Origin of the sequence: Tateyamaria sp. ANG-S1, from assembly GCF_000814025.1 — a bacterium.
Classification (GTDB): Bacteria; Pseudomonadota; Alphaproteobacteria; order Rhodobacterales; family Rhodobacteraceae; genus Tateyamaria.
Genome location: NZ_JWLL01000008.1, coordinates 77,196 through 89,682, shown reverse-complemented (window position 1 = coordinate 89,682; position 12,487 = coordinate 77,196). Strand labels below are relative to the sequence as shown.

Annotated in this window: 15 protein-coding genes and 1 tRNA gene; 3 read left to right on the top strand and 13 right to left on the bottom strand. The window is 58.1% G+C overall.

Features of this window, described 5'->3' with window-relative positions:
* Positions 1 to 136: 136 nt before the first annotated feature.
* On the bottom strand, positions 137 to 262 hold the full coding sequence (locus tag RA29_RS22960) for an entericidin A (protein ID WP_152613062.1): 126 nt from the start codon (positions 260 to 262) through the stop codon (positions 137 to 139).
* 280 nt (positions 263 to 542) lie between these two features.
* Here RA29_RS22960 and RA29_RS16925 point away from each other — a divergent pair, with 280 nt between their 5' ends.
* Complete coding sequence (locus tag RA29_RS16925) at positions 543 to 902, top strand: hypothetical protein (protein ID WP_039688155.1); 360 nt, start codon at positions 543 to 545, stop codon at positions 900 to 902.
* Between the two features lies 1 nt (position 903).
* Here RA29_RS16925 and RA29_RS16920 read toward each other — a convergent pair whose 3' ends face one another.
* The 10 genes from RA29_RS16920 to RA29_RS23305 all read right to left on the bottom strand — a co-directional run bounded on the left by RA29_RS16920 (position 904) and on the right by RA29_RS23305 (position 7,281).
* Entirely contained in the window at positions 904 to 1,485 is a 582-nt protein-coding gene (locus RA29_RS16920) for a GNAT family N-acetyltransferase (protein ID WP_039688153.1), read from the bottom strand.
* Positions 1,482 to 1,874 (bottom strand): ketosteroid isomerase-related protein, encoded by a 393-nt coding sequence (locus RA29_RS16915; RefSeq protein ID WP_039688151.1) that lies wholly within the window; start codon positions 1,872 to 1,874, stop codon positions 1,482 to 1,484. The genes RA29_RS16920 and RA29_RS16915 overlap by 4 nt, the downstream gene beginning before the upstream one ends.
* Positions 1,874 to 2,335, bottom strand: coding sequence for a low molecular weight phosphatase family protein (locus tag RA29_RS16910; protein WP_039688149.1), 462 nt, complete (start codon positions 2,333 to 2,335; stop codon positions 1,874 to 1,876). The genes RA29_RS16915 and RA29_RS16910 overlap by 1 nt, the downstream gene beginning before the upstream one ends.
* Entirely contained in the window at positions 2,336 to 2,815 is a 480-nt protein-coding gene (locus tag RA29_RS16905) for a UPF0262 family protein (protein WP_039688244.1), read from the bottom strand.
* 160 nt (positions 2,816 to 2,975) lie between these two features.
* Complete coding sequence (gene hisD / locus RA29_RS16900) at positions 2,976 to 4,277, bottom strand: histidinol dehydrogenase (protein ID WP_039688147.1); 1,302 nt, start codon at positions 4,275 to 4,277, stop codon at positions 2,976 to 2,978.
* Positions 4,278 to 4,456: 179 nt separating this feature from the next.
* Positions 4,457 to 4,813, bottom strand: coding sequence for a hypothetical protein (locus RA29_RS16895; protein ID WP_039688145.1), 357 nt, complete (start codon positions 4,811 to 4,813; stop codon positions 4,457 to 4,459).
* A 94-nt stretch (positions 4,814 to 4,907) separates the two neighbouring features.
* The gene (locus tag RA29_RS16890; RefSeq protein ID WP_039688144.1) at positions 4,908 to 5,408 is read right to left on the bottom strand and encodes a GNAT family protein; all 501 of its coding nucleotides are present in this window, start codon (positions 5,406 to 5,408) and stop codon (positions 4,908 to 4,910) included.
* Positions 5,401 to 5,868: a DUF2948 family protein gene (locus RA29_RS16885; protein WP_039688142.1), complete on the bottom strand. Its 468-nt coding sequence runs from the start codon at positions 5,866 to 5,868 to the stop codon at positions 5,401 to 5,403. Before RA29_RS16885 ends, RA29_RS16890 begins: the two co-directional genes overlap by 8 nt.
* Positions 5,868 to 7,139 carry a UDP-N-acetylglucosamine 1-carboxyvinyltransferase gene (murA, locus tag RA29_RS16880; protein WP_039688140.1) on the bottom strand — a complete coding sequence of 424 codons (1,272 nt, stop codon included), beginning with the start codon at positions 7,137 to 7,139 and terminating at the stop codon, positions 5,868 to 5,870. The genes RA29_RS16885 and murA overlap by 1 nt, the downstream gene beginning before the upstream one ends.
* Positions 7,132 to 7,281 (bottom strand): hypothetical protein, encoded by a 150-nt coding sequence (locus tag RA29_RS23305; RefSeq protein ID WP_193743566.1) that lies wholly within the window; start codon positions 7,279 to 7,281, stop codon positions 7,132 to 7,134. The genes murA and RA29_RS23305 overlap by 8 nt, the downstream gene beginning before the upstream one ends.
* A gap of 84 nt (positions 7,282 to 7,365) precedes the next feature.
* Here RA29_RS23305 and RA29_RS16870 point away from each other — a divergent pair.
* Both RA29_RS16870 and RA29_RS16865 read left to right on the top strand, forming a co-directional pair.
* Positions 7,366 to 7,440: transfer RNA gene (locus tag RA29_RS16870), tRNA-Thr, on the top strand.
* Positions 7,441 to 7,631: 191 nt separating this feature from the next.
* On the top strand, positions 7,632 to 8,915 hold the full coding sequence (locus RA29_RS16865; RefSeq protein ID WP_039688136.1) for a tyrosine-type recombinase/integrase: 1,284 nt from the start codon (positions 7,632 to 7,634) through the stop codon (positions 8,913 to 8,915).
* On the opposite strand, the gene RA29_RS23300 is transcribed toward RA29_RS16865, so the two are convergent.
* Both RA29_RS23300 and RA29_RS16860 read right to left on the bottom strand, forming a co-directional pair.
* On the bottom strand, positions 8,912 to 9,073 hold the full coding sequence (locus RA29_RS23300; RefSeq protein WP_193743565.1) for a hypothetical protein: 162 nt from the start codon (positions 9,071 to 9,073) through the stop codon (positions 8,912 to 8,914). The two genes, RA29_RS16865 and RA29_RS23300, sit on opposite strands and share 4 nt — an antisense overlap.
* 98 nt (positions 9,074 to 9,171) lie before the next feature.
* Positions 9,172 to 11,667 carry a calcium-binding protein gene (locus RA29_RS16860; RefSeq protein WP_039688134.1) on the bottom strand — a complete coding sequence of 832 codons (2,496 nt, stop codon included), beginning with the start codon at positions 11,665 to 11,667 and terminating at the stop codon, positions 9,172 to 9,174.
* Positions 11,668 to 12,487 lie beyond the last annotated feature (820 nt).

The following is a 12,487-nucleotide window of genomic DNA, read 5'->3' as shown; positions in this document are numbered from 1 at the left end:
TTGATTCCGCGCCCGGGTGCGGAGAACAGCGGTTCTTGAGGGTGTTTGATCGGGGTGGCGGGGTGGAACTCCGCCCTACGGGTGCATTTGACCCGGTTGAAGCGTGCGCAGTGAATGCGTGCCCTACGGCGGCCCTTTAAAGTGCCCGGTCCACCGCGTCGGCGGCGCGGGTGATGTCGCGGCCGAAGCCTTTGGCTGTTTCGCAGGCGGTCAGGGCTGTTGCGGCAAGGGTTGCCAGCAGGATCAGGCGGGTGCGGGTCATGTCTGCTCTCCGGTCTTTTGCCGATGACATAGCCAGACGGATGAGTTCGGTCAAATCAAGGGCCCGTGCGTCGGCGGGGTTTTTCTTTAGAATGCTTTGGAAACGGGTGGTGGGGCCGCACGCTGGCCCCTCTCGCGCATTTCTGCGAAATACGCTGCCGGGGCGACGCGGGTGGGCTTTGCCCACGCGCTGGAACGTGAATTGCCCTTGCAATCGCGATGCGCCATACTTTGTTACATTCAGAGCGGGACAACCCGCCATGGCAGAGACGAGCAGAACCATGAAAGTCTTGACCACTATTTTCGCCTGCGCGGCCATGCTGGGCCTGAGCGCCTGTGGCGGCGGATCTTCCTATTCCAGCACGCGGGCGGTGCCGCAGAATGCCGTGCTGTTTGCCACTGGGCCCATCTATTCCGCCTGTCGCAGTGGCGGTCGCAGTCAGGCCAGCCGCGCGCGCTGCGGATGTGTGCAGGCTGTTGCCAACCAATCCCTGTCCGGGAGCGATCAGCGCCGGGGTGCGGGGTTTTTCAGCGACCCGCAGCAGGCCCAGATTGTGCGCCAATCGGATCGTCCCGGGGATGAGCGGTTCTGGACGCGCTGGAAGGCCTATGGCGACAGTGCCGCGCGGCAGTGTACCTGAGCTAGAGATCCTTGATCCAGAACTGCAGGGGTTTGTCCGTCTCGACCGCCTGGTCTATGTCTTTCCAGGGGAAATGCGCGATCACGCCGGGCATCCGTGTGTAGCCGCGCCGTTCCCAGAACGGCTCAAGCGAGCGGTAGGCGGCGGGTTTTAGCGGGTGATCCGGTGGCCGCACGATCGAGGCAAAGCACATCTGCGTGTATCCTTTGGCCTTGGCGTGCCCCTCGCGCGCATCAAAGAAGGCGTGGCCATAGCCCTGTCCGCGGAAGCGTGGCAGAAGCACGCTTTCCCCGCAGTAGAAACAGGTTTCGATGTTGATGGTGGTGCCGTCGAACGCCTCGGAAAACGCATCCGCATGTTCGGAGAGTGGTGCTGCCGTGGCGGCGCCCACCATCCAGTCGCCGTCGTAGACCGCCACGATGACGGCGCGGTTGCTTTGTTCGTAGACTTCGAGGTAGCGGCGTTCGTAGGTGAAGTCGCCCTCGTAGAGGTAGGGCCAGTCGCGGAAGACGGCGAGGCGCAGGCGGGCCACGTCATCGAGCGCGTCGGCGATGTCCGGCCCGATGAGCGTCTCCACCCTCATGCGCGGACCTGACGGATCCAGTCGGCGAGGTTGTAGTAGGTGGTGACGCGGGCGATGCGCCCGTCGCGGATGTCAAAGAAGGACCCGGCGGGGAGTTGGTAGGTCTGGCCTGTGGCGGCGGGCAGGCCATCGTCCGTTTGCAGATAGGTGCCGTTGACGGTGTATTCGGCCGCCGCGCGGGTGCCGTTTGCGGCGGAGAAGATCATCATGTCGGTGAGGTTTTCGCTATAGCAGCGGCTCATGTGTTCGCAGAACGCGCGGAAGAGCGCTTTGCCCGTGCGCACCTGACCCTCGTTCACATGGTGCGCGATGTCGTCGGTCAGGCAGTCGAGCATCCCGCCCGTGTCGCCTGCGTTGAAGGCTTCGAAATAACGGTGCACCACGTCCATCAGCTTGCGTCCTTTCCCCCGCCCCAGCGTTCGGTGAGGCGTTCGATGATCTGATCCCGCGCGGCGCGGTAGCTTTCGAGCTTGGCCTCGCGCGTCTCGCCCAGGCCGGTGGGGTCGAGGATGGGCCAGTATTCGACCTCCAGGTGGAAATAGCGCGTGAGTTCCAGCGCGCGGCGCTGGCTGGCGGGGCTGAGCGCGACGACGAGGTCGAAGGAGCTGAGGTCGTCGCCCCACTCCTCCATCTCGTCGAAGCTGCGCGAGCGGTGGCGGCTGAGTTCGACCCCCATTTCCTGGCAGACGGCGATGGAGAAGCCGTCGATCTCCATGTCGTTCTTGACCCCTACCGACTGGACATAGGTGCCCGTGCCATAGAACTTCTTCATGATCCCCTCTGCCATGGGGGAGCGGACCGCGTTGTGGTCGCAGCAGAAGAGGATGGATTGGGGCAGCGTCTCGGTCATCTATCCGCCGAAATGCAGCACGCAGATGAGGGTAAAGAGGCGGCGGGCGGTGTCGGTGTCGACCTCGGCCTTGCCTTCGAGCCGCTCCTGCAGGACCCGGCTGCCTTCATTGTGGATGCCGCGGCGGGCCATGTCGATGGTCTCGATCTGGCTAGGAGGGAGCTTTTTCACCGCCTCGAAATAGCTTTCGCAGATTTGGAAGTAATCCTTGACCACCTGCCGGAACGGGCCGAGGGACAAGTGAAACTCGGCGGCCTTCTCTTCCGCTTCGGTCAGCACATCAAAAACAAGGCGCTTGTCGCGGATCGAAAGACCGACATGGTAGGGGCCTGCGGGCACATCACGCCCGTCACGGCCGGGCAGGACAAAAGTGTTATCCTCCAGCAGATCGAACATCGCCACCTTGCGTTCCTGTTCGATCTCGGGCGTTGGAGGGGGCAGGTTGGCATCATCCAGCGTGATGCGGGCAATACGGGTCATGGCGCGGGAGCCTTCGGCAACGAAACAATCTTTCGCAATGCTTAGGGTCTGGCGGCGGTCAACACAATGGCGACCGCCCCATTTTCCAAGCGCGGACATGCCCATTTCTTCTGGCCATAAATACCTCGGGGGGAGGCGCAGCCGGGGGGCTGGCCCCCCTCTACCCGTTCAACTTGCGCAGCCGCGCCGTCACGGACAGCCCATGCGCCTCAAGGCTTTCGGACGCGGCCAGCCGCTCCGCCCCCGGACCGATGGCGCGCAGGGCGTCGGGGGTCATCTGTGCCAACGTCGTGCGCTTGACGAAATCCATGACCGACAGACCGGAGGAGAAGCGCGCCGAGCGGGCCGTGGGCAGCACGTGGTTGGGGCCGCCGATATAGTCGCCGATGGCTTCGGGCGTCCATTGGCCGAGGAAGATGGCGCCGGCATGGGTGATCCTCTCCGACAGCGCCACGGGGTCGGCGACGCAGAGTTCGAGGTGTTCGGGTGCGATACGGTCGGACAGGGCCACCGCCACGTCAAGGTCAGGCACAGTGACGATGGCGCCGAAATCGCGCCAGCTTGCGCCTGCGATAGCGCGGCGTTCGAGCGTTTCGAGACGCGCATTGACCGCCTCCGCCACGGAACGGCCAAAGGCCGGGTCGGTCGTGATCAGCAGGGATTGGGCGCTTTCGTCGTGTTCGGCCTGGCTGAGCAGGTCGAGGGCGATCCAGTCGGGATCGTTGTCGCCATCTGCGATGATCAGGATCTCGGACGGGCCTGCAATCATGTCGATGCCGACCTTGCCGAAGACGCGCCGCTTGGCGGCGGCGACAAAGGCGTTGCCGGGGCCGGTGATCTTGTCCACCGGCGCGATCGTGTCGGTGCCGTAGGCGAGGGCCGCGATCGCTTGCGCGCCGCCGATGCGATAAATCTCGTCCACGCCTGCCAGTTGTGCGGCGAGAAGGACCAGCGGGTTGATGGCCCCGTCGGGCGTAGGGACCGTGATGGCGAGCCGCCCTACCCCCGCGACCTTGGCCGGGATCGCATTCATCAGGACGGAGGACGGGTACGTCGCCAGCCCGCCGGGGACATAGAGACCGGCTGCTGACACCGGGGTCCAGCGCCAGCCGAGGGTGGCGCCCGCATCGTCCGTCCATTGGGCGTCTTCGGGCATTTGGCGTTCGTGATAGGCGCGGATGCGGTCGGCGGCGAGGGTGAGGGCGGCGCGGTCTTCTGCGCTGACCTCTTCGGTGGCTTGCGCCACCTCATCGGCGCTGAAGCGCATGGTGTCCGGGGTAAGTGCGATCCGGTCAAATTTCTCGGTCAGTTCGATGACGGCTGCGTCGCCCCGCGCGCACACGTCGGCGATGATGTCTGCGACGACGGCGTCGACATCCGGGCTGTCTTCACGCTTGGCATTCAGCAGCCCGGTGAAGCGCGCTTCGAAATCGGCATCGCTGTGGTCAAGAAACTGGGGCATGGGCGTCCTTTCCGGCTGACGGAGGACATAGCGGGCGGGTCGGGTGGCCTCAAGGGGTGTGGCGGGGGCATGTTGTCCGGTTCAGCGGCAGCTCTGGAGACCGAAGCCGCCATTCCTTGCAGCAGAGGCAATGTCTGCTTTGCTCAAAAAGAGACCCTGCTTCCGCGCTCAAGCATAGGCTAAATCAGGTTTAGGTAGGCGTAGATGCAAAGCAAAGCAACGTAGACAGGCAGTAAGATCAGGTACAGGCGCATCATCATTCTGATGAACGGCGACGTGTCGAGCATCTCTTCGTTCTTACCTGAAAACAGCGCTTTGATCCGCCCAGTTACAATGCAAAAAACGATCACTATCGCTATTGGAGCAAATCCGGAAATCAGAGCGCCCAGAAAAATAATGCCTTGATATTCGGTCAATTGAACAGCGGCTGATACCAGCCAAATTTTGGATTGATCAACATATGGCGAACTGTGGCGGCATTGCAGAATGAGGTCAACATGAGCGCAAGCCAGACTCTCGGCAGCGACCCTGCTCACGCGACACCACTTGGCCTGGAAGCGAAATCATATCTGGCGAACTCGGCTCAAAGTAAGGCGCACGTGCCATGCACCCGACGGATCAGGATCGGCCTTACGACAGCTCGCGCACCATGATCAAGTCGGTCTCGAACACCCCGTTGCTGAGCGTCGCGTTGGGGATCTGCCCCACTTCGCGGAAGCCTGCGCGGGTGTAGAACGCGATGGCGCGGGTATTGCTGGCGGCCACGTAAAGCTCCAATTGCCGCACGCCGATCTGCTGCGCGCCCTCCGCCATGGCCTCCATGAGCGCTGCCGCCGCTCCGGTGCCTTGAGCTGCGGGCCGGACGAAAAACGCGCCGATCTCGGCCCTGTGTTTCGTTTGCGCCTTGGTCAATTGGTTCAGGCTGCCGATGCCGACCATCGCAGTGTCTTGAAACACGCCAAGCGTATGGCCGGTGTCCAGTCGCTTGGCGATGGCACTTATGGGCACCGCGGCCGCCTCGTCATGGGTGGTCAGGAACGCCTCCGGGTAGGTTGAAAGGGCTTCGAGCCGCAAGCGTTGCCAGTCCGGCGCATCTGCGCCGGTCAGGCGACGCGCGGATGGCTCAGTCATCGTGCTGCGGCACGGATTTCGACGGCGCCTTGTAGGGCCGCGTCACGTCCCTAAGCGTGGCCTCGATCGCCTCAACCGTCAGTCGGATCGCGCCGTCACCCGCCAGCGTCAGGAGGATGTCACCGCTGCCATCCTCGCCTGCATCGAATGTCACCGACAGGAGCGACAGGATCACGTCCTTGTCCGAGCGGTCGACGCCCTGGCTGGCCACCTTGAGAACCGTGTCGAAGGCTAGCACCGATTGCACCCGTTCGGGGGCGTGGCGGCTGGTGCCCTGATCCTCCCACCGGAAGCGGTTGAGCAGCAGACCGAAGCGGTGCGCCTTGCGGTCCCATGTCATCTCGGTCACCGGGAACACCGCATCCTGCGCCAGGGACGAGATCACCTGCAGGTCGTCCACGTCGAGCGCACCCAGATTTAGAGGCGACTCGCGCCCGTCTTCAAACCGTGCGTCCTGCATCAGTCCCCCGCGATCCGTTCGATATTGGCGCCCACGCCCGACAGTTTGCGCACCACATGTTCGTAGCCGCGGTCGAGGTGGTAGACGCGGGCGACCCGTGTTTCCCCTTCGGCGGCGAGGCCCGCGAGGATCAGGCTGACGCTGGCCCGCAGGTCCGTGGCCATGACCGGCGCGCCTTTGAGTTTTTCAACGCCCGTGACCGTTGCCGTGCCGCCCTGCACGTCGATGTCAGCGCCCATGCGCGTGAGTTCGGGGGCGTGCATGAACCGGTTTTCAAAGATCTTTTCCTCTAGGACCGAGGTCCCTTCGGCGGTGCAAAGGAGCGCCATCATCTGTGCTTGCAGGTCCGTGGGGAAGCCTGGGAAGGGTTCAGTGGTCACGTCCACGGCGCGGATGCGCCCGTTCTTGCGCGCGACTTTCAGCCCTTTGTCCGTCTCTTCGACGTTAATGCCTGCGGCGTCGAGTTTCTCGCAGAACGCGCCGAGCAGGTCGATCTTGCCGCCCAGCAGTTCAACCTCGCCACCGCAGATCGCGGGGGCCAGCATGTAGGTGCCCAACTCGATCCTGTCGGTGACGACGCGGTGGGTGGCGCCGTGCAGTTTGTCCACGCCTTGAATGGTGATGGTGGGTGTGCCGTCCCCGTCGATCTGCGCGCCCATGGCCCGCAGGCAGGTGGCGAGGTCCACGATCTCGGGCTCGCGCGCGGCGTTGTTGATAACGGTTGTGCCCTTGGCGAGCGTGGCGGCCATCATGATGTTCTCGGTGGCCCCGACCGAGGCGAAGGGGAAGTCGATCACCGCGCCCTTGAGTTTGCCGCCATCCGCCTTGGCATGCAGGTAACCGTCGCGCAGGTCGATCTCGGCCCCCATCTTGGTCAGGCCATCGGTGTGGATGTCCATGGGGCGTGCCCCAATGGCGCAGCCGCCGGGCAGCGACACTTCGGCATGGCCTTCGCGGGCGAGCAAGGGCCCGAGGACCAGGTTCGAGGCGCGCATCTTGCGCACGATGTCGTATTCGGCGCGGGTGTTGATGTCGCCATGGGTCGACATGGCCAGCACCTTGCCGTCCTGCAGCGATGTGACCTCGGCCCCGAGGGACGCCAGAAGCTGAGTCATCGTCTTGATGTCCGACAGGCGCGGCGCGTTGGTCAGCGTCAGCGGCTCATCGCTGAGCAGGGTCGCAGGCATCAGCGTCAGGCAGGCATTCTTGGCCCCCGCGATGGGGATCTGCCCGTTGAGCGCGCCGCCGCCCTTGACCAGAATGCTATCCATTGTCTTGCTCCTGCTTTTTGCCTGCCTCTGCCCGCGCCCGCGCCTGCGCCTTGCGCTTGGCCATGTTGGCCTTGAGTGACTGTTTCAGCCGCGCTTCGCGATCATCCGACGCTTTTGCCTTGGAAGGGGATTTATCTGCCATGGCGCTTCTGTACCGCAGGGCGCATTTGGCGTCCAGAATGGGCTTGCATGGGTAGCGGTTTGGGGCTATCCCGCCGCGCACGGCGCTGCTGTAGCTCAGAGGTAGAGCACTCCCTTGGTAAGGGAGAGGTCGAGAGTTCAATTCTCTCCAGCAGCACCACAAATCTCAATAAAATCAGAGATATAACCGATAATTTGATCCTTTGGCGGTTTCACACTACGCTAGAACAGCGTTAGAACAGTGATTTTGGCATCAATGAAATCAACAACTTACAGAGTAAAGAATCCTGCGTTTAGCGCAGTGCTAGTGCAGAGTGGCACCTATGCGCAAAAACGGTGCGGGGTAATCTGATGGATTTGAGGGATCGAACAGACCTACCCTATCGGTTCTTCAAGCCCAAAAATTCCAACCGCTGGAACATACGGTTTTCGATCTCTGGTTTCCCGCAGATCAAGTACGCGCTTGGCACTGACGATGATGACGAAGCTTTACGGATCGCTGATGACAAATACCGAGATGCTGTGTTCCAAGCCAAACATGGGATACTGGCGGCCAATGGATCATTCAAATCTGTCGCCAAGGACTATGTTAAAACATTGTATGTGGAAGCGGAACGCGACCCAAGCAAGCTGACAAAGGCTAAGTATGCGGATGCTGTTGTTTCCCGCTATTTGATCGGGTTCTTCAAAACCATCGCGGTAACGGCGATCACCTATGGCAAGATGCAGGACTACACGGATTGGCGTCGTCACTACTGGACCACTGGAGATGGTGCGAACCAAAAGCACCTGACACCGTACTGGCGGAATGGCAGAGAAGTGCTTCCGTTGGCAAAGCATGAGGAAGCCAATGACGCCACGCTCAAACGCGAGAACGTGATCCTGCGTGGCGTGTTCAAACATGCGGTTCGCAAAGGCCTGATCAAAGCCAGTGACGTTCCTCAGCAGGAGTTGCCCAAGGTCAATTCGGACAAACGACCCGCATTCAGCAAAGAGCAATATTCCAAGTTGGTTCTCACCAGCGAACAACGCTTGGTTGAGAGTGTTGGCCAGCCTGACGTGCTTTTTGCGCGTGGTATGTTGCACAACTTCATTCTGATCGCCACAGACACGGGCATGCGCCCAAAGGAAATGTTCAACCTCAACTGGGGCCATATCGAAGGTTTTGAAGAGGCTCAGTCAAAGCGAACCGTAGATAGCCGCATCACAATCCATGCCTATGGCAAGGGCAAGAAGCCGGCTCCGTTGGTGCCGATGAAAACGGTGATCACGCATCTTGAGCAAATTCAGAAGATCTACCGGATGCGCTTTCAAACACTGCCAACGCCAGAAACGCCCTTATTCTGCAATATCGACGGTGGACGCATAACAACATTCAACAAATCGCTGAACAAGCTGCTAGAAGCGTGTGACTTGCGCACAGATGCCTTTGGTCGCAAGTTCTCCAGCTATTCGTTCCGGCACACCTACGCCACTTGGGCCATGCAGGATCCGTTGATGGACGTGTACAAGCTGGCAATCAACATGCGCACATCAGTGGCGATGATTGAGCGGTACTACTCCAAAGTTATACCAGAGGATCATGCGGCAGTCCTACGCGGGGATCACAAGTGGCCGCAAGAAAACCCCGCCTAAAGGTCTTGCACCACGTTGAGCAACTCCAACTCAATTGTCACACGCTCAACCAAGTCTTGCAGTTCTTCATGCGCATGGTTCAGATTGGCAGCATAGCTTTTGCCGAAATGTGGATTGCCGATGAAGCTGGCGAGGATGTACGATATCGATGGCCGCATCGTCCCAAACCCTCCACATCACATGTTGTGGTCACGCAACCGTAGGATACATCGGCAGAAAACCGTGTATTAAATAGCGCATGAATTCAGAATAGGCCTCAGAAAAAGTCAAAAACATCATTCATATCAAGACCATACACTCCCATTAATGAAATGGAGTTATTGTCATCAAAGCGAATAAGTGATCCGCCCTGCATATTTTCGACACTAAAACTTGTCTGCAAACCGGCATCAAGAAGTAAACTGTCCCGCCCAACGTTGAAATGATGGACAGTGTCATGCCCATCTCCCTCGTTAAAACCAACTACCGTACCTAATGGGCTAAGAATCTCAAATGTGTCGTTGCCGAAACCGCCGAAAAATGTATTGGATCCGTGAAATATACGAAATAAATCTTCGCCGTTATCGCCATATATCAAATTTTGGTGACCATCATAAGCAAGTACGGTATCATCGCCATTGCCTAAGTGTACCGATACATTTTCAGAGTTCCAAATCTGTAAAGTGTCGCTACCACCAAGGGAAAAAACCGTTTCAACTCTTCCGGAAAGAGATATTCTATCAGCGTGCTCTGTTGTTTCAATCACTTCAATTTCTTCGAATAGGATCTGATCTATTCCGATCTCAAAGACCCCGATACGTGTCCAAACGGTTGTTCCCGCTTCGACGGTCGCCAGCGAAACTGTGTCAGCACCTTCTCCCCCATTCACTAAGCTGTCATCTCGATCAATGATAATCCTATCATTGCCAGCGTCGCCAAACACATAATCACTGCCTACGCCGCCATCGAGTAAGTCACTCCCTGCGCCGCCGAACAAAATGTCGTTGCCTTCTTCACCGAAGATATGATCGTTTCCAAGGCCACCAGTAAGAGAATCGGAACCGTTACCCCCCCAGATACTATCGTTCCAAGTACCGCCGTAGATCGAATCATTGCCTTCGCCACCTTGCAGGGAGTCGCGTCCATCGCCGCCTTCAATTGAGTCGTCGCCTTGACCGCCAAGAATCGTATCGTGGTGGTGGCCTCCAAAAATGAAGTCGTCGCCCGAACCTCCGACGAGAGAGTCGCGCCCCCCTAAACCCATGAGAGTATCCGAACCCATCCCCCCATCTATTGTATCACCAAGTTGGCTACCGGTGAGCGTGTCAGGAATCGCCACTTGTTGGTCGGCTTGTAAGTCAATTCCAGTTCCGTAAGTAATAGTCAGCTGGACCGTCTCATAAGAACCGATCTCAAATGATAGACCGCTGGATGACCCAAGGGATAGTAGTTGATTAAGACCTGTCACAAATTCTAAAGAGGCTGTGGCGTGATGTTCTGTGCCAGTGGTGCCAGGTGCACTTGTAAGGACCGACGCGTAAACATGAGTTGCGCCTACAAGCCAATCGGAAAGGTTGACGCCGACACTGACGTCATAGGCAACGCCTGAAGAGAAGAATATATCGGTGCGGCCATTCTGTGAGAATGTGTAGGTATATCCGACCACCGCATTTGTTTCATCACGCAAACGGAATGAAGCCCCTGTGTCTACCAAGGTTGACCCCAGCGCACCATCAATCAGCATATTGTAGAGATAGCCAGTCGGTGACCAATCGGATCCGGTCCCTTCCCGCCCACTCAAGCCGGCGGGCCCGGCGGTTTGCACAGACCAGATATGGGCCATGTCGATGTCGGACTGGACCAATTCAGCAAACATACGCAGCAGCGGTGCAGACCGCATCAAGCCATTGATGAGTGTACTATCTTCGCCGCTCTCTCCTACATTCCACTCAGTGATAGCCAGAAGGAGTTCGGCCTCCGACAAACTTTCCCATGGTTGCATCATGGTGTCGAGCCGAGGCTGTATCGCACCACCGATGCCCAAAGTGTTTCCTCGTGAATTTGCGCCATAGATATGCGCTAAAACGCCGTCAAGGTAAGCGCTATATGTGCCTCCAAAATAACTGGCGAGCACTGCATTGTCCTGCGGATCGGCGTCGCCCTGCGCAAAGATATCTACCCTGTTGCGCATGCCCAAGGCTTCGGATGCCTCGGCAACCATCCGAGCAATTTCGGCTTGCAAATGGCCGAACTCAGCCGCTGTCCAATCAAAGTTGCTTTGGTACCATTCATTGCCGAGTTCAAAATTGAAATCGCTCACTGGGCCAAATTCGCCATTTAAGAGCGCTGTCACAAATTGTGTAATTTCGGCCTCGGCATTGCTGCTCAAGGTTCGTGTAGTATCATCGAAGTACCTAAATGTTGGTAGAACGATAGTAACTTGACCATCAATACCATGCACAAATTCAAGATAATCCGATAGCGGAAGTACTTCGCGGGTTTCAATGTTAGGTCGACCTGCTCTGACGTCGAAATAATTACTAACGAATTCTTGGTTTGGGTTAGATAGGTCGAAAAATTGCTCAGCAATTGTACCACCGGGATAACGAATAGACGTTATACCTGAATCCTCGATCAGGTTGACAAAGTCCGAACCCTCGTCAGTACGGTCAGCGTGAAACAGCATATTTGCACCAAAGTGCTCTTCGCCAAGCGTCTCGCTTGCAGCACCGAGGTTTTCAATCACAAAGGTTACAGTATTGTTCTCAGACACCAGCCCACTCCGCCATCGTGGCGGGATAACTGGCTAATATCAGTTGCTATTCTGAGGGCTTACTTTGCCAAGAGTGTGGCAATTGTTTTCAATTTAATTCAAGCGATTGAGCTTCTTGTACGGATCAGGGGTCAACTCGGACGTGATATCACGTGCAGTAGGTTTTTTCGTGAACCATCGGTGACAGAGAGAACCAATGGGTTGAAAGCGCCTGCTTGAAGTTGGACTTGCGCCAAGGGGAGATCCTTAATTTGAGGTTGGCCTGATCTCTGCGGTCGGAGACACATAATGAACGAAAGCCGTTCCGGCGACGAGTAGATTATTAGCACTTTGTCGGCGCACTAAGCTGCGCGTGACGCGCAAGACTTGGGCCGAAAGCACGGCACCGGCATCAGCATCATTCAACCATCAGGGATCGCATACGACGTGGTGGAGGTGTCTGACACGCTTTTGAAGACGCAGGATGGTTGAAGGCCGAGCGGAATTTGACGCTGACCAGTCAGATATGAGATAGAGAGACGCGGATAGAGCTTTGACAAATGAATCTCTCGGAGAGCCGCCGGTCCAGTTTGCCATCGCGAATGTGCGCAAACCTATGCTGTGTATGGGAACTGAAGGCTTAAGAGTCGTTCAACGCCACGGATCTTGTACACTGGCTGGTGTCGCTCACCAGGTCTATTGGCGCGCCTCAAAGTGTCCAGCAAACACAGCTCCCAGGGCGCGTATGAAGGAACTGGTGTGAAAACGGCGATGAGCGCGCGAGTTCATGTCTAATGCATTGAAAGACGCGCACGGGTTCCTTACTATGAACGCCTTTGGT